General features: G+C 64.4%; 13 protein-coding genes. 1 reads left to right on the top strand and 12 read right to left on the bottom strand.

What is annotated here, in order from left to right:
* The first annotated feature begins 222 nt into the window (after positions 1-222).
* The gene (locus ACNJX8_RS27610) at positions 223-1,116 is read left to right on the top strand and encodes a LysR family transcriptional regulator (RefSeq protein ID WP_128934918.1); all 894 of its coding nucleotides are present in this window, start codon (positions 223-225) and stop codon (positions 1,114-1,116) included.
* Between the two features lie 212 nt (positions 1,117-1,328).
* On the opposite strand, the gene ACNJX8_RS27605 is transcribed toward ACNJX8_RS27610, so the two are convergent.
* From ACNJX8_RS27605 to ACNJX8_RS27550, 12 genes are all read right to left on the bottom strand, one after another.
* Complete coding sequence (locus ACNJX8_RS27605) at positions 1,329-3,656, bottom strand: PAS domain-containing sensor histidine kinase (protein ID WP_439357410.1); 2,328 nt, start codon at positions 3,654-3,656, stop codon at positions 1,329-1,331.
* 223 nt (positions 3,657-3,879) lie between these two features.
* Positions 3,880-5,253: a cation-efflux pump gene (locus ACNJX8_RS27600; protein ID WP_439357409.1), complete on the bottom strand. Its 1,374-nt coding sequence runs from the start codon at positions 5,251-5,253 to the stop codon at positions 3,880-3,882.
* A gap of 241 nt (positions 5,254-5,494) precedes the next feature.
* Complete coding sequence (locus ACNJX8_RS27595) at positions 5,495-6,463, bottom strand: zinc-binding dehydrogenase (RefSeq protein WP_439357408.1); 969 nt, start codon at positions 6,461-6,463, stop codon at positions 5,495-5,497.
* A gap of 126 nt (positions 6,464-6,589) precedes the next feature.
* On the bottom strand, positions 6,590-7,585 hold the full coding sequence (locus ACNJX8_RS27590; RefSeq protein WP_128939089.1) for an NAD(P)H-dependent flavin oxidoreductase: 996 nt from the start codon (positions 7,583-7,585) through the stop codon (positions 6,590-6,592).
* Positions 7,586-8,022: 437 nt separating this feature from the next.
* On the bottom strand, positions 8,023-8,673 hold the full coding sequence (locus tag ACNJX8_RS27585; protein ID WP_128939090.1) for a hypothetical protein: 651 nt from the start codon (positions 8,671-8,673) through the stop codon (positions 8,023-8,025).
* A 55-nt stretch (positions 8,674-8,728) separates the two neighbouring features.
* Positions 8,729-8,926, bottom strand: a complete 198-nt coding sequence (locus tag ACNJX8_RS27580) for a hypothetical protein (protein ID WP_018315845.1) — start codon at positions 8,924-8,926, stop codon at positions 8,729-8,731.
* Positions 8,927-9,195: 269 nt separating this feature from the next.
* Complete coding sequence (locus ACNJX8_RS27575; RefSeq protein WP_439357407.1) at positions 9,196-9,969, bottom strand: fumarylacetoacetate hydrolase family protein; 774 nt, start codon at positions 9,967-9,969, stop codon at positions 9,196-9,198.
* A gap of 11 nt (positions 9,970-9,980) precedes the next feature.
* Entirely contained in the window at positions 9,981-11,000 is a 1,020-nt protein-coding gene (locus ACNJX8_RS27570; protein WP_439357406.1) for a 2-dehydropantoate 2-reductase, read from the bottom strand.
* Positions 11,001-11,105: 105 nt separating this feature from the next.
* Entirely contained in the window at positions 11,106-11,531 is a 426-nt protein-coding gene (locus ACNJX8_RS27565; RefSeq protein WP_091892232.1) for a CBS domain-containing protein, read from the bottom strand.
* Between the two features lie 179 nt (positions 11,532-11,710).
* Positions 11,711-13,033: an oxalate/formate MFS antiporter gene (gene oxlT, locus ACNJX8_RS27560; protein ID WP_091892234.1), complete on the bottom strand. Its 1,323-nt coding sequence runs from the start codon at positions 13,031-13,033 to the stop codon at positions 11,711-11,713.
* Between the two features lie 261 nt (positions 13,034-13,294).
* Positions 13,295-14,584, bottom strand: coding sequence for an oxalate/formate MFS antiporter (gene oxlT, locus ACNJX8_RS27555; RefSeq protein WP_128934908.1), 1,290 nt, complete (start codon positions 14,582-14,584; stop codon positions 13,295-13,297).
* Between the two features lie 369 nt (positions 14,585-14,953).
* Complete coding sequence (locus tag ACNJX8_RS27550) at positions 14,954-16,510, bottom strand: tripartite tricarboxylate transporter permease (RefSeq protein ID WP_128934906.1); 1,557 nt, start codon at positions 16,508-16,510, stop codon at positions 14,954-14,956.
* Positions 16,511-16,520: the final 10 nt, after the last annotated feature.

The following is a 16,520-nucleotide window of genomic DNA, read 5'->3' as shown; positions in this document are numbered from 1 at the left end:
CTTCGTTCTCAACCTGAGCGTTTCTTCCGCCCAAACTATTTGGAATCATTCGAAGATCAATAAAGCTGTCCCGTGCTGCGATTGCGAACTCCGATCGATTGGCAAGTACGATCGGTCGATCTGAAAATGCAATTATGGGTGTTCTGCCCGGTGTTTTTGCGTGTTGGGAGGGGGCGAGCGTGCTAGCTTGCATGCCACGACAGAACTCGAGGGGACGACCGGTTGATCGACAAGCTTGAACTATTGCTGGCGCTGGCGAAGGAGCGGCATTTCGGACGCGCGGCGGAGGTCTGCGGCGTGACGCAACCGACGATGTCGACCGGGCTCAAGCAGCTCGAGGAGATCCTCGGCGTGATGCTGGTCCAGCGCGGGTCGCGCTTCCAGGGCTTTACGCCGGAAGGCGAGCGGGCGTTGGACTGGGCAAGGCGGATCGTGGGCGATGCCCGCGCCATGCGCGACGAGATCAACGGGCTGAAACATCAGCTCTCCGGCGAGATTCGCATCGCGGCTATCCCGACCGTGCTCGGCATGGTCGCCGCGCTGACGACGCCGTTCCGCGCCAAGCATCCCGAGGTGCGCTTCCGCATCCAGTCCACCACGTCATCCGAGGTGCTGGGACTGCTCGAAAATCTCGAGGTCGATGCGGGGCTGACCTATATCGAGAACGAGCCGATCGGCAAGGTGCGGACCATTCCGCTCTACAACGAGAGCTATCGCCTGTTGACCGCGCCCGATGCGATGTTCGGTGACCGCGAGACGGTGACCTGGACCGAGGTCGGGCAGGTGCCGCTGTGCCTGCTCACGCCCGACATGCAGAACCGCCGCATCATCGACCGTGCGCTGCGCTCGGTCGGTGCCGAGGCGACACCGACGCTGACCTCGAACTCGCTGCTGGTGCTGTTCACGCACGTCAAGACGGGACGTTGGGCGAGCGTGATGCCGGCCAAGCTCGCCGAGACGCTCGGCCTGTCCGACACGGTGCGCTCGATCCCGATCGTCGATCCCGACGTCAATTACAGCATCGGCATGGTGATCCCGCAGCGCGATCCGATGACGCCGCTGATCGCGGCGCTGGTGAACGTCGCGCGCGAGGTCGCGCCGACGCTGCAATTGTAGATTTATCGAGCGCAATGAGATCACGTTTGATTGCCATAACGGAGGTGCACTCCCTCTCCCGCTTGCGGGAGAGGGTGTTTCCGCAATGGGACAATCCCCTAGAGGAGACAGCCCTCACCCGGCGCTTCGCGCCGACCTCTCCCGCAAGCGGGAGAGGTGAACGAGCCGCGGCAATCGATTCAACCTAAAGCCAGCCGGATCTACATGAAGCTCTAAGCCGCGGCCGATATCCCGGAGGCCTTGATCGCGTCGCGCGGCAGCGTCACGCGCACCACTGTGCCGACATCGATCTTGGAGCGCAGCCGCATCGAGCCGCCGTGGAGCTGCGCCAGCGAGCGGGCGATGGCGAGGCCCAGTCCCGAGCCGTGATAGGTCTTGGTGAGCTGGCTCTCGACCTGCTCGAACGGGCGGCCGAGCCGCGCCAGCGAATGCGGCGCGATCCCGATGCCGGTGTCGGCGATCATCAACACGATCCGGTCGTCGAGCTGCCGGCTGCGCACCACGACGCGTCCGCCGTCGGGCGTGAACTTCACCGCGTTGGACAGCAGGTTGACGATGATCTGCTTGGTGGCGCGGCGATCGGCGACGACGGAGATTGATTTGGCGATGTCGGCGTCGAGCGTCAGGTGCTTGTCCTGCGCTCGGCCGGTGACGACCCGCAGGGATTCCGCCAGCGTCCGCGACAGGTCCAGCTCTTCCATGTCGAGCTTCATGCGGCCGGCCTCGATCTTGGACATGTCGAGGATGTCGTTGATCACCTCGAGCAGATAGTGGCCGCTGGTCAGGATGTCCTCGCAGTATTCCTGGTACTTCTCCGAACCGAGCTCACCGAACATGCCCGAGCCCATGATCTCGGAGAAGCCGATGATGGCGTTGAGCGGCGTGCGCAGCTCGTGGCTCATATTGGCGAGGAATTTCGACTTGGTCTGGTTGGCTTCCTCGGCGCGGGTCTTCTCGCGCTGGTACTTTTCGGCGAGATCGGCGAGCTCGACCGCCTGGCGTTCGAGCGCGGCCTGCGAGCGCTTGAGGTCGATGACGGTGGCGCGCAGGCGCAGATCGTTGTCGACCAGCTTCTGCTCGTGCTCCTTGATGCGGGTAATGTCGGTGCCGACCGAGACATAGCCGCCGTCCTTGGTGCGGCGCTCGCTGATGTGCAGCCAGCTGCCGTCGTCGAGCTGCGCCTCGAAGGTACGCGCGCCAGGGCCTTGGGCAGCGGTCTCGTTGTGGCGGGTGCGCACCTCCGGCATGCGACCGACCTCGAGCACGGTCTCGTAGGAGGTGCCGGGGATCACGGCGGTGTCGGGAAGCTTGTGCAAGCGCTGGAAGTGCGAATTGCAGAGCACCAGGCGGTCGCTCGCGTCCCACAGCACGAAGGCTTCCGGAATGGTCTCGATCGCGTCGCGCAGGCGAAGATCGGCTTCCACCGTCTTCTCGGCGAGGCTCTTCTGCTCGGTGATGTCGACGGCGATCCCGATCAGGTGGACGCTGGAATCGGTCGCCCCGCGCGTCTTCTCGCAGCGGACGCGGAGCCAGATCCAGTGGCCGTCGACATGCTGCATGCGGAAGGTCTGGTCGATGTGGTCGATCTTCTCGGAGATGAGCCGATCGGCGATCTCGAACAGATCGATGTCGTCGGACTTCACCAGCGCGTTGACCTCGCCGAAGGTGAGTAGCTCGTTGCGGCCGTCGAGGCCGAGCATCGAGAACATCGACTGCGACCAGAAGATCCGGCCGCGCGACAGATCCCAGTCCCACAGGCCGCAGCGGCCGCGGTTGAGCGCGGTGTCGATGCGGCCGCGCACGGCGTCGTTGATGAGGTCACCTTCGCGGGCGCGGGTCGACTGCCAGTGGAAGGCGAAGCCGAGGATCAGGACCACGAAGCCGGTGGTCGCCGACAGCGTCACCGAGAGCGCGGCGTCCGAGCCCCAGATCGGCTCGTTGCGTTCCTGAATCACGGTGACGAAGCCGGGCAGCGACTTGATCTGCCGCGAGGTCGCCATCGCGGCGTTGCCGTTCGGCAGCGTCATGTCGGCGATGTTGCCGTCGCGCGGCGGCGCCGCGATAAGTTGCGCCGTCGTGATCGCATCGAGCAGGCGGTCGTTGCCGGAGGGATCGCTCTCGACCGGGATGCGGGCGAGGATACGGCGGTCGATGCCGGCCGAGGTGACGATGACGTGGCGGCCCGAGGCCGTGCCCCAGGACGGAATGAGGTCAGGCAGCAGCGTCGGCAGGCTCTCGATGTTCCTGAGCCGCTCCTGCCGCACGGAGGTGAGGCGGTCGATGCGTTCGGCCAGCAAATCGGCGAGCGCCGAGATGTCGTGACGGGTCACCAGTCGCTTCTGGCGCGTCTGGTCGACGACCTGCACGAACGCGCCGAGGCAGATCGTGATCAGGAAGGCGATGATGAGCGTCGGCACGGCGCGGCGCAGCGCTGGCTCCGCGATCAGTAGCCGGTGATAGGCAGGTTTCGCGATCGATTGCGCCAATCCCTTGATCGAATCGGATTGGACGCACGCGCTCGCGGCGTCTGCACGCGACATGCCTTCGGCCCCCTGAAAACCTGCTTGCAACTAGGCTCGAAAGCAGCCCCACGTCGCTTTCGAATCACACCGATTTGAATCCAGTTTTCGCGGGCTGTCGAGAGTCAACGAATCGTTAACGCGAAATTATTCTTATCCAACGCGCAGTTTGCGCATCGAGAGTCCGCAAACTCACGTGCGCGAGGAGTCCGAAACGAGAACGTGTGACTCCTCGCGCACTAAGTCACCCACGCGGCGGCTCGGCGTGGCTGATGACGCGCTTCACGCTCGGGAACGCGCGCCGCAATGCGCGCTCGATCGCGTCGACATGCTCGTGCACCCTGATCACGCTCATCGATGGCGCGGCGCGGCAGTGGAAGTTGACGATCTCGCCGGCGTCGGTGTTGCGGACGCGCACATTGTGGATGTCGTGGATCTCGCCCTCGCCGGCAAACTCGGCCAGCGCGGCGGCAATTGTCTGCACCCGTTCCGGCGGGGCGTCGACGCCGAACGGCAACTCCGGTTCCAGCGGCTCGATATGGACGTCGACCTCGACGTCCTCGCCGAATTCCTCCTGGATGTTGCGTTCCAGCGTGTTGGCGACCTCATGGGCGGCCTCGAGCTGCATCTCGCCGTCGACCTCGAGGTCGATGCCGACGATCAGCTTGGTGCCGAGGTCGTGCACCGTGACGTGGTGGACGGCGAGGCCGGAATTGCGCGCGATCACCATGATACGGTCGCGCACGGTCTCGTTGTTGCGTGCGACGGGGACGGCGGTGAAGGTGAGGTCGGCGTCGCCGAACGCTCTTGTGACGGCGGCCTGCGCGTTGTGCTTGATGTCCTCGACGCGGTCGATCGGATAGGTCCGCGGCACCTTTGCGATGGTGTCGATGAACATGGTCGCCCCGACCATGCGCAGGCGCAGCCGCTCGACATCGATCACGCCGGGCACGCTGCGGATCGCGGCCGTGGCCTTCTCCTGGGCGCCCTCCGGCGCGCGGTCGACCAGCGTCTGCACGGTCGAGCCCGCCATGCGCAGGCCGAGAGCCGCGATCAGCACGGCGACGGCGGCGGCCGCGGCCGCGTCGCCCCACCAGAAGCCGAGCCCGGCGAGGACCAGCCCCACGATCACGGCAGACGAGCCCATGACGTCGGAGGCGAAATGCAGCGCGTCGGCGGCCAGCGCCTGGCTCCTGGTCTCCTGCGCGGCGCGGTGCAGCGCGCGGGCGCGCCAGAGATTGACGGCGATGTCGATCACCAGCACGACGAAGGGCACGGCCGAAATTGTCGGCGGCGGGGTTCCCTCGCGCAGCCGGCTATAGGCCTCGACCAGGATGCCGCCGGCGAGCACGTAGAGCAGGGCGGTAACGCCGAGCGCCGAGATGCTCTCCAGCTTGCCATGGCCATAATGGTGCTCCTCGTCCGCCGGCTTGTCGGACACCCGCACCACCGCCCAGGTGATGATGGTCGCGACCAGGTCGATCGAGGAATGCAGGGCTTCGGAGATTAGCGCCAGCGAGCCGATCGCGATCCCGACCACGAACTTGGCCGCCGCCATACCGCCGCTGGCGAAGATCGAGATCGCGGCGACCGTGGTCTTGTTGGGCTGGGAGGTCATGGCGGGGATTTAGCAGTCCGCGGGTGAACATCAAGCCACGATCCACAGCTGTAGTCGCAAGTGACTTGCAGGAGCGAAGTCGTTGCGAATGCTTCCGAATTGAATGCTCGCTCATGCCACAAGCTCAGTCTCGTAGGGTGGGCAAAGGCGCAAAGCGCCGTGCCCACCGACAAGTGTCTCCTAATCAAACGCTTGTGGTGGGCACGCTTCGCTTTGCCCACCCTACGAGACCGCCGATGCCTCACACCGTCACGACGATCTTCCCCAAATGCTTGTTCGCCTCCATGTGCTCGAACGCCTTGTCGATGTCGTCGAACGCGAACACCTTGTCGATCGGCAGTTGCAGTTTTCGCGCTTCCACCGCACTCCAGATATCCTTCCGAACCTCCTCAAAAATCTCGCGGACCTCCTCGATGGTGCGGGTGCGGAAGGTGACGCCGACATAGTCGATGCGGCGGGCGGCGTGCAGGTCGAAATTGAAGTCGGCATGGGTGCCGCCGAGCCGGCCGACATTGACGATGCGGCCCTTGACCTTCGCTGCAGCGAGGTTCTGGTTGGCGACCTTGCCCGAGACCTGGTCGACGATGAGATCGACGCCTTCGCCGTTCGTTGCCTTCAGGACGTCGTCGACCCATTTCGGATCGGAGCTATCGACGGCGAGATCGGCGCCGTACTCCTTCAGCCGGCCGCGGCGGGTGGCGTCGGTCGACGAGCCGATCACGAGCTTTGCGCCCTTGAGCCTGGCGATCTGCATCGCCATCAAGCCGACGCCGGAGCTCGCGCCCTGGATCAGCACGGTCTGGCCCGCCTGCACGCCGCCGACGGTGACGACGGCGTTGTGCATGGTCGCGAGCGCGACGGGCAGGGTGGCCGCCTCCTCGAAATTCATGTTCGAGGGCGCGTGGAACAGGCGGCCGTGATCGGCCAGCGTATATTCGGCAAACGCGGCGCCGCCCGATCCCATGATGCGGTCACCGACCCTCACGCCCTTCGCATCCGGCCCGAGCTCGGCGACTTCGCCGGCCCATTCCATGCCGAGCACAGTGCCGACGCCGCCGGCCGCGCCGTGGGCGTGACCCTTGCGCATGCCGGTGTCGGCGCGATTAAGGGCGCAGGCGCGGACGCGGACCAGCACCTGCGTGCCTTTAGGTTTTGGTTGAGCGACGTCGGAAATCGTAGCGCCATCAGGGCCGTAGACGTAAGCCTTCATAAGTTGCTTTCTGGCATTTGACGAACTGGTTTAACCGGAGGCGGTGCTCTTCGCCTCTCCCCGCTTGCGGGGAGAGGGGAGCATACCTTCGCGGTGGCGGGCGCCGCTTTCAAATCACATCGGCGATCACTCCGCAGCCTGCGCCGCTGCGCCTGCAATCATTCCCTCCAGCCGGCCGCGGATGATCGCCTCTGCCTCGCGAACGATGCGGGAGACCAGCTCGGCGCAGCTTGGGATGTCCTGGATCAGGCCCTGCACCTGGCCGGCCGACCAGATCCCTTCGTCCGAATTCCCCGTCGCGTAGACCATCTTGCCGCGGGCACCGGCAACGAGCTCGCGGATGTCCTCGAACTTGGCGCCTTCCTTCTCCATCGCGACGACCTTGGTCGAGATCTCGTTTTTCGCGACGCGCGAGGTGTTGCGCATGGTGCGGAAGATCAGCTCGGTCTCGCGCTCGTCATTGGCGACGATCTTCTCCTTGATGAGCTGGTGGATCGGGCTTTCCTTGGTGGCCATGAAGCGCGTGCCCATGTTGATGCCGTCGGCACCGAGCGCCAGCGCGGCGACGAGGCCGCGGGCATCGGCAAAGCCGCCGGAGGCGATCATGGGGATCTTGACCTTGTTGGCGGCGGCCGGGATCAGGATCAGGCCGGGGGTGTCGTCCTCACCGGGGTGGCCGGCGCATTCGAAGCCGTCGATCGAGATGGCGTCGACGCCCATGCGTTCGGCCGAGAGCGCGTGGCGGACGCTGGTGCATTTGTGCACGACCTTGACGCCGTGCCTTTTGAACTCGTCGACATGCTCCTGCGGCTTGTTGCCGGCGGTCTCGACCACCTTGATCCCGCTCTCAATGATGGCGGCGCGGTATTCGGCATAAGGCGGCGGCTTGATCGCCGGCAGGATGGTGAGATTGACGCCGAACGGCTTGTCGGTGAGGTCGCGGCAGCGCGCGATCTCCTTGGTCAGGTCCTCCGGCGTCGGCTGGGTCAGCGCGGTGATGAAGCCGAGCGCCCCTGCGTTCGCGACCGCGGCGACCAGCTCGGCCCGCCCGACCCATTGCATGCCGCCCTGGACGATCGGATGCTCGACGCCGACGAGTTTGGTGAACCGTGTCTGCAACATGATCTGTTTCCCCCGCCGGTGTGGCGATCTGTTATCGCGTGTTGGCGTCAGGATGCCGCCCGGGCCGGGAAATGTCTATTGTCGCGCCGTGCGGTGCAGGCGGGGCGATCATGCGACAGGTGAGGGGATTCCGCCGGGCGGATAATTGGGGTTTTGGATCCGTCGTCCGGAGTGCGAGGCATGGGATGCAACGCGTCCCATGGGGAGCCTCGAAGGATGAGCGGCCACGCTGCGAGAGCCGGGCTGTCGCCCTTCGAGGCTTGCTCAGCGCCGCGATGCGCCGCACAGCGCGCACCTCAGGGTGACGGTCAATAGATGAGTGCTCGCTGCTTCAACATCGTCATTGCGAGCGCAGCGAAGCAATCCAGGCCGCCTTTGCGGAGGGATTCTGGATTGCTTCGCTGCGCTCGCAATGACAGTGCTACGAGACTGGAGAGCTACTCCGCCGACAGCCGCACCATCTGGCGGCCGCCGTTCATTTCCTTGAGGCGGTTGACGAAGTTTTCCGGGCGCTGCCAGCGGTTGGGGACCTGCAGTCCCATGAATTCGGCGATGTCGCCGATGAAGCCGGTGCAGTTGGTGGTCTCGGCGTTCCACACCGGCGAGTTCGCCTGCAATTTCTTGATATACGCGAATACGCGCTTGGCGTCCGCCTCGTTCAGGTACACGCGATAGCTCGCGGTCAGATATTCCGGATCGAGATCGCCGTAGCTCGCGCCGGTCTCGGAGGGCACAAAGGTGAGGTGGCCGAGCACGTAAGCAAGCGTGTCGCCGGCGGGCGTGAGGCCCGCCACCTCGACCGCACGCTCGCTGGTCTTGCCGTACCAGACGAAGGCGTGGCCCCAGCTCGCGGCGGTTCGCGCCCGGAAATCGACGTAGTACGGACCTTTCTCCGCACGTGCGACGGGACGCCGCGTCGCTTGCGGCGCCGGTCGTGATGCGGTGTCGGTCGTAGCAAGCGCGTTCGCATCGGCAACGCGCTTGTTCGCTTCATGGGCCGAGGCCGAGGGCATCGTGCATGCGATCATGGCCGCGAGCGCGAAGCCCGCGAGGATGCAGGATCCGGATCGATCAGGTTTGTACGTCACGCTGTTGCCCCTCGACTCTCAGCCGCTCTACGCGAGATGCGTATCGTATTGCGCGTCAGTAACGCGCTGCGACCGGGCCGGGCGCCTTGCCGATCGGGGCCTTTCCAACCGGGCTCTTGCCAATCGGCATCTTGCCGATCGGAGCCTGCTCAGCCGGATAGACCGGCACGGGCTGGCGGCGCGGCAGATCCGCAGCGTTCGCAGCCGTCACCAGAGCAAGCGTGGCACCCAGAGCAATTACAATCTTCTTCACAGTTATACCCCTAGCAGGTTTGGTCCAAACACGGCGATGCCGTGCCCCCAGACACGCCTCACAGAAGGGCGGCCGAATACGTCCAAGTTGCGGCGAGCGCGGGACATGTTGGCGGCATATGTCGGGCGCGCGGAGATGTGATGTGTATGGATGTTTCGGAGCTGAGTGATGGCTGTCCGTAGCCCGTAAGGATGGGTAGAGCGAAGCGAGGGGAGAGCGTGATCCCGGATGTCGCTTCGCTCATCCGGGCTACGGGACGGTGCCTGCCTCTACAGCCGAAACTCGTTGGTCAGCTCGCCGATGCCGTCGATCGCGACGGTCACGGTGTTCACCGGCTCTTTCATCACGCCGACGCCGACCGAGGTGCCGACGGCGATGAGGTCGCCGGGGAGCAGGGTCATGTCATGCGAGATCTTGCTGACCAGCTCCTGCGCGCTGAAGATCATGTCCGAGATCGGATAGTTCTGCCGCTCCGCGCCATTGAGGATGGTGCGGACCACGAGCTTGGCCGGATCGAGGCCGGTGGCGATAACGGGGCCGAACGGGCCGTAATCGTCGATGCCCTTGGCGCGGGCCCATTGCGGGAAGGTGGGGTCGCTGGTCAGGATGTCGTTGGCGGTGATGTCGTTGACGCAGGTGTAGCCGAAGATGAAGCTGTCCGCTTCGCCAGGGGAGACGCGGGCGCAGGTCCTGCCGATGACGATGCCGAGCTCGCCCTCATAGGTGGTCTTGCCGTCGTAATAAGAGGGGCGGCGGATCACGGCGCCGGGCGTCGTGATGCTGGTGGTGGCTTTCAGCAGATAGAGCGGCTCCGGCGGCTCGGGCTGGTTCAGCTTGGCGGCGAGCGCGTGGAAATTATTCCAGAGCGCGACGATCTTGCTGGGTACGCAAGGCGCGAGCAGCTCGACGTCCGACAGCGCCAGAACCTTGCCAGTGGCTGCATGGCGGCCGAACATCTCGCCCTCGTGCACGCTGATGCCTGACGACGTCAGCGTGCCGAAGCCGGTCGCACCGGCGTGGCGGAAGCGCAGCCACTGTTTCATCTCGCCCGCCATCACGCCACCGCCAGTGCGCGAGGATCTGATGGTGTCGAGACGCCGTCATAGAGGCCGGCGATGCGGGCGCGCTGGGTCACCATCGCGAGCACTGAGTCGAGCGCGGGCGTGGCGATGCCGGTGAGGCGGCCCATCTCCTGCACCACGGTGACGAGCGGGTCGATCTCCATCGGGCGGCCGCGCTCGAGATCCTGCAGCATCGAGGTCTTGTGCGCGCCGACCTTGCGGGCGCCCTCGATGCGGCGCTCGACATCGACGCGGAATTTGACCCCAAACGTTTCGGCGATGGCTTGCGTCTCCACCATGATCGCGCGCGACAGCGCGCGCGTCGCCGGATCGGTGCAGATCACGTCGAGCGTTGCATGGGTCAGCGCGCTGATCGGATTGAAGCAGACATTGCCCCAAAGCTTCAGCCAGATCTCGTCGCGGATGCGGTCGAGCACCGGAGCTTTCAACCCGGCTGCGACGAAGAGATCGGCGAGGCGCTGCACGTCCGGCGTGATCTCGCCCGAGGGCTCGCCGAGCGGGAAATTGTTGCCGTAGACGTGGCGGATCACGCCGGGCGCCTCGATCTCGGTGGCGGGATAGACGATGCAGCCGATGGCGCGCTCGGCGCCGATTTCGCGCCACTGCCGGCCGCCGGGATCGATGCTCTCCAGCGTCGAATTCTCGTATTGGCCGCCGTGCTTGTAGAAGTACCAATAGGGGATGCCGTTGACCGCGGTGACGATGCGGGTGTGCGGGCCCAAGAGCGGCTGCATCTTCTCGATCACGCCGGTGATCGAATGTGCCTTCAGCGTGATGATGATGTAATCCTGCACGCCGAGCTCGGCGGGATCGTCGGTGCAGCGCGGATGCACGGTGTGCTTATCCTCGCCCGCGAGCAGCGTGAGGCCGCGCTCGCGCATCGCGGCAAGGTGCGCGCCGCGTGCCACCAGGCTGACATCGGCGCCCGCGCGCGCGAGCTGAACCCCGAGATAACCGCCGATCGCGCCGGCGCCGTAGATGCAGATCTTCATGAAGTCCTCGCGAAGGAGCAGAAGCCGGAATTTGGGACGAAAGATCCGGTCCGGCTCGGAAGCATCCGAGCCGGGGCCGGTAGTCGCAGGGGAAGGCTTGCCGCTTTAGGCTGCTTGCGGCGTCGAGTTGGTGGCCTCGTCAACGGCAGCGGCGATGTCGCGCATGCTGATGACCGAGACGAGGCTGTAATCGTCGATCACGGGCAAATGGCGGATGTGATGACGGTTCATCAGATGACGAACGTGCTCGATCGTATCGCTCGAGGTGCAGGAGACGAGCTGCTGTACCGAGACCAGCTGCGAGACCTTGACGTTGACGGCAGCCGCACCGTGCTCGGCGACGGCGCGCACCACGTCACGCTCGGTGAACATGCCGACCGCGGTGTTGCCTTCGGAGCGGACCACGTCCTTCACCACCAGCGCGCTGATGTTGTTGGCGCGCATCAGCTTGGCGGCGATACCCACCGTTTCGTTCATTCGCACCGTGACAACGCGCGGCGTCTTCTTGCGCAGAATGTCTCCGACCAGCATTGCAACCTCCCTCGGTGAATGACAGGGCAAGTGTGGTATACATAATGCCAACCGTCAAGCGCTGGATTTGTCTGATCCGAAAAATCTTGCGGCAGCAATGCTGACGTTTACCGCGGGCCAAAAAGAAAGGGGCGCATCGCTGCGCCCCTTCTCAAGCCCTGCAAGGCTTGTTGGTGGCTTTACGCCGTCTCGGTCTTGGCATTGCCGGTTGCGGTGTCAGCGCTCTCGGCTTCCTTGCCGAGGATGAAGGAGCGGCGGAGCGGCTTGATCACGAACAGCGCCATCAGCGCCGCCGTCGCGTTCAGCGCTACTGCGACCACGAACACGGCCTTCCAGCCATAGGCGGTCGAGATCACGCTCGCGAGCGGGACGAGCAGGGATGCCGTACCCTTGGCGGTGTAGAGCATGCCGTTGTTGGTGGTCGCGAACTTCGAGCCGAAGGTGTCGCCGCAGGTCGCGGGGAATAGCGAGTAGATCTCGCCGAACACGCCGAAATAGATCGCGGTGGCGAGCACGAAGACGACGGGTACGTGACCATAGGCCGACAGCGCCAGCAGCATCAAAGCCGCCGTGCCGAAGGCGATGAACATCGTGGGCTCGCGGCCGATCGTGTCGGAGACCCAGCCGAAGAAGGGACGTCCGAAGCCGTCGAAGATGCGATCCAGCGAGATCGCGAAGGTCAGTGCCGCCATCTGGAAGCCGGCGAGGGTGACCGGCGTGTCGGCGATCTTGAAGTCGTGCGCGATCGGTGCGATCTGCGCCGCGGTCATCAGGCCACCGGAAGCGACCATGACGAAAACGAGATACATCACCCAGAAAATAGGGGTCCGCAGCACCTGCGGCGGGGTGAAGTCGATCTTGGTCTGCGGCAAATTGAGCTGCTTCTTCTTCGGCGGGATCGAGATCCGCGGCGGCTGGATGAAGAAGGCGAGCACGAACACGATCAGGCCCTGGCCGATGCCGAAGGTGAGGAACGCGTGCTGATAGCCGCTCGAAACGATCATGCTCGCGATCGGCACGATGGTGAGCGCGGCGCCGGCGCCGAAGCCGGCGGCGGTCGCGCCCGCTGCGAGGCCGCGGCGGTCGGGAAACCATTTCAGCGCGTTGCCGACGCAGGTGCCGTACACCGCGCCCGCGCCCATGCCGCCAATGATCGCGGCGGCGTAGAGCAGGGTGAGGCTATCGGCGTAGGAGTTGAGAATCCACGAGAGCGCGATCATCGCGCCGCCGAACATGACCACGATGCGTGGGCCGTATTTGTCGACGAACCAGGCTTCGACCGGCACCAGCCAGGTCTCGGTGACGACGAAAATGGTGAAAGCGAGCTGGATCGCGGCGCGCCCCCAATGATGGGCCGCATCGATCGGATCGACGAAGAGCGTCCAGCCGTATTGTAGATTGGCGATCATCGCCATGCAGACGATGCCCATCACGAGCTGGAGCCAGCGGAAACCGGTGCGAAGAGGCGCGGCCGTGACGGCGCCGTCCAAGCTGGAAATCATCAAGAACCTCCCAACGCGCTGATTGACCGCGACGTGGGATTGCAAGATGACCCAGTGTCGCAAATGTTGTGGCTTATCGTCGCAAGCGCGGCGCGGAGCTTGGTATACCATATTCCAGATTGCAAGCCTTATCTTGGCTCCCCGTTCAACAAAATGCGCGGGTTCCAGCCGCTCTCCAGGGATCCACAGAGTCTTCGCATCAAACGAAAACGCCCGGCCGTGAGGCCGGGCGTCATGCTCAGTGAACTGTTGTGGAGCGGGTCAGACGGTCGATTTCGCGACCACGACCTTGCGCCAGGGCTTGAGCAGCACGATCGCCAGCAGCGAGGCCAGGATGTTGGCGCCTGCCGCGATGATGAACACGCTGTCCCAGGTGCCCGACGACTGCTGCATGTAGTTGGCGATCGGCACCAGCAGCGCGGCGGTGCCCTTCGCGGTGTAGAGCAGGCCGGCATTGGTGGTCGCGAACTTGGCGCCGAACGTGTCGGTGCAGGTCGAGGGGAACAGCGAGTAGATCTCACCCCAGGCGAAGAACACGAAGCCCGAGAGCAGCACGAACCAGATCGGATCGTGGCCCCAGAGGTAAAGAAACCAGATGCCGATCCCTTCCATGCCGAAGGCGATGAACATCGTGTTCTCGCGGCCGATCATGTCGGAGATCCAGCCGAAGAACGGACGCGTCAGGCCGTTGAGCACGCGGTCGATCGTCGCCGCGAAGGTCACCGCCGTCATCGTCACCGCCATCAGTGTGACCGGCACGTTGTCGACCTTCCAGTCGGCCGCGATCGGCTTCAGGTTCGCCGTCACCATGAGGCCGCCGGCGCCGACGATCACGAACATGAAGTACATCAGCCAGAAGATCGGCTGACGCAGCACCTCGGTCGGCTGGTAGTTGCGCCGGGACTGGAGCAGCGCGGCATTGACCACGACGTTCGGCACCTGGCCCGATTTCGGCGCCAGCAGGAAGAAGGCGAGCAGGCAGATGATGATGCCTTGCCCGAGGCCGAAATACAGGAATGTGGTCTGGAAGCCACTGTCCTTGATCATGGCCTGGATCGGCGCGACTGTCAGCGCGGAGCCTGCACCGAAGCCTGCGGCCGTGATGCCCGCGGCAAGACCGCGCTTGTCCGGAAACCACTTCAGCGCGTTGCCGACGCAGGTGCCGTAGACGCCGCCGGCGCCGATGCCCGCGATGATCATGCCGAGATAGTAGCCGTTGAGCGTTGTCGCCTGCGCGTTGATCGCCCAGCCGATGGCACAGAGCACGCCGCCGACCAGCACCACGATACGCGGGCCGTATTTGTCGACGAACCAACCTTCGACCGGCACGAGCCAGGTCTCGAACAAAACGAACAGGGTGAAGGCCCATTGAATCGAGGCGCGATCCCAGCCGAACTTCTTCTGGATGTCGGGGACGAAGAACGTCCAGCCGTATTGATAGTTGGCGATCATCACCATCGCGCCTACGCCGATGGCCAATTGCGCCCAGCGATAAGCATCGCTGACGCGCGCGGCACTTGGGGCCGCTGTTGACTGCACCATGTCCGTCATAAAAACCCTCCCGAACGCGCCAATCATTTTTTATGCATGCGCTGCCCGCATCCTGGTATTCATTATGCCAAGATTCAAGCTAAGGACTGGAGGTGCGGCGAAATATCGCGGGAGTCGTTCACATGCGCGATGGCGGAGGAATTGTAAAGCCCAAAACGCTGCGGTGTAACCGCGACGGCGGCGACCGGGTCAATTCAACAGATTGATTCCGTGAGAGATTTTCGTATTTGCGCAAAGCCGCAAAGAACTGCCCGCAAACCCGCTCAGCTCGGACTTTTAGGCTGCCAATGGGGGCGTGCGCTGCCCGCACGGCCCGAGGCGCGGGCGTTCGGGGACCGCCTATTTCCTGGAATTCTTTATTCCAGAAGCCTAGTGCGGAGAGATTCGGCCTTCGCTTTTCGGCGCGGATTGCGCCGGCGGCGCGCCTCGCGCCATCGACGTGCGCAGGCGGCTGTAGCCTTGCTGGATCGCGGACCAGAACAGGGCGACCAGACCGAGCGCCATGATGGTGCTGACGAGGCCGTTGGAGAAGAACACGCCGAGCGAGCCCTGCGATCCCAGCAGCGACTGTCGGAAGGCTTCCTCCGCCTTGTCGCCGAGCACGATGGCGAGCACCAGCGGCGCGAGCGGGTAGTTGCACTTCTTCAGGAGATAGCCGAGCACGCCGAACACAAGCATCAGCATCACGTCGAAGGTGCTGTTGTGCACGGAATAGGCGCCGATCGCGCAGAGCACCAGGATGAGCGGCGCGATGATGCCGAAGGGCACGCGGAGGATCGCGGCGAAGATCGGCACGCAGGTGAGCACGACGACGAGGCCGGCGAGATTGCCGAGATACATCGACGCGATCAGGCCCCAGACGAACTCCTTCTGCTCGACGAACAGCATGGGGCCGGGCTGCAGGCCCCAGATCAACAAGCCGCCAAGCAGGACGGCGGCAGTCGGGGAGCCCGGCACTCCGAGCGACAGCATCGGCAGCAGCGCCGAGGTGCCGGCGGCATGTGCGGCCGTCTCCGGCGCGATCACGCCTTCGATCTCGCCCCTGCCGAAATTGTTGCCGCGTCGCGCCAGGCGCTTGGCGATGCCGTAGCTCATGAAGGATGCGGGCGTAGCACCAGCGGGCGTGACGCCCATCCAGCACCCGATCAGGCAGGAGCGCAGCGAGGTCATCCAATAGGAGGGTAATTCCCGCCAGGTCTGAAGCACGACCCGAAGGTTGATGGTGGCATTGCCGCCGCGGAAAGCCAGCCCTTCCTCCATGGTCAGCAGGATCTCGCCGATGCCGAACAGGCCGATCACGGCGATCAGGAAGTCGAATCCGTTGAGCAACTCGGTGACACCGAAGGTCAGCCGCAACTGTCCCGTGATCGAGTCGAGGCCGACCGCCGCGAGCGCAAAGCCCATCATCATCGCCGCGATGGTCTTGAACGGCGGCTCCTTGCTGAGGCCAACGAAGCTGCAGAAGGCGAGGAAGTACACCGCGAACTTCTCCGCCGGACCAAATCGCAGCGCAAAGCCCGCGACGAGGGGCGCGACCAGCGTGATCATGATGACGGCAAACAGCGCGCCCACGAAGGAGGAGGTGAAGGCGGCGGTCAGGGCTTCGCCGGGCTTGCCCTGCTGCGCCATCGGATAGCCGTCGAAGGTGGTCGCCACGGACCAGGGCTCGCCGGGTATGTTGAACAGGATCGAGGTGATGGCGCCGCCGAACAATGCACCCCAATAGATGCAGGACAGCATGATGATCGCCGATGTCGGCGGCATGCTGAAGGTCAGGGGAAGGAGGATCGCCACGCCGTTGGCGCCGCCGAGTCCCGGAAGCACGCCGATGATGACACCGAGCGTGATGCCGATGATCATCAGCATGATGTTGTAGGGCTGCAGGGCGACCGCGAAGCCGTGAAACAAATTGGCCAACTCTTCCATATCGATATGT

Source organism: Bradyrhizobium sp. SPXBL-04, from assembly GCF_051853035.1.
Classification (GTDB): domain Bacteria; phylum Pseudomonadota; class Alphaproteobacteria; order Rhizobiales; family Xanthobacteraceae; genus Bradyrhizobium; species Bradyrhizobium zhanjiangense.
The sequence above is the reverse complement of the archived record's forward strand: the minus strand, read 5'-3'. Positions and strand labels throughout refer to the sequence as shown.

What these genes read in the sequence shown, in the direction of transcription:
- ACNJX8_RS27565 (WP_091892232.1), bottom strand. Translation starts at nt 11,531, where the DNA reads ATGCTGGTCGGAGACATTCTGCGCAAGAAGACGCCGCGCGTTGTCACG.
- ACNJX8_RS27550 (WP_128934906.1), bottom strand. Translation starts at nt 16,510, where the DNA reads ATGGAAGAGTTGGCCAATTTGTTTCACGGCTTCGCGGTCGCCCTGCAG.
- ACNJX8_RS27590 (WP_128939089.1), bottom strand. Translation starts at nt 7,585, where the DNA reads ATGTTGCAGACACGGTTCACCAAACTCGTCGGCGTCGAGCATCCGATC.
- oxlT (WP_091892234.1), bottom strand. Translation starts at nt 13,033, where the DNA reads ATGATTTCCAGCTTGGACGGCGCCGTCACGGCCGCGCCTCTTCGCACC.
- oxlT (WP_128934908.1), bottom strand. Translation starts at nt 14,584, where the DNA reads ATGACGGACATGGTGCAGTCAACAGCGGCCCCAAGTGCCGCGCGCGTC.
- ACNJX8_RS27570 (WP_439357406.1), bottom strand. Translation starts at nt 11,000, where the DNA reads ATGAAGATCTGCATCTACGGCGCCGGCGCGATCGGCGGTTATCTCGGG.
- ACNJX8_RS27575 (WP_439357407.1), bottom strand. Translation starts at nt 9,969, where the DNA reads ATGAAACAGTGGCTGCGCTTCCGCCACGCCGGTGCGACCGGCTTCGGC.
- ACNJX8_RS27600 (WP_439357409.1), bottom strand. Translation starts at nt 5,253, where the DNA reads ATGACCTCCCAGCCCAACAAGACCACGGTCGCCGCGATCTCGATCTTC.
- ACNJX8_RS27595 (WP_439357408.1), bottom strand. Translation starts at nt 6,463, where the DNA reads ATGAAGGCTTACGTCTACGGCCCTGATGGCGCTACGATTTCCGACGTC.
- ACNJX8_RS27605 (WP_439357410.1), bottom strand. Translation starts at nt 3,656, where the DNA reads ATGTCGCGTGCAGACGCCGCGAGCGCGTGCGTCCAATCCGATTCGATC.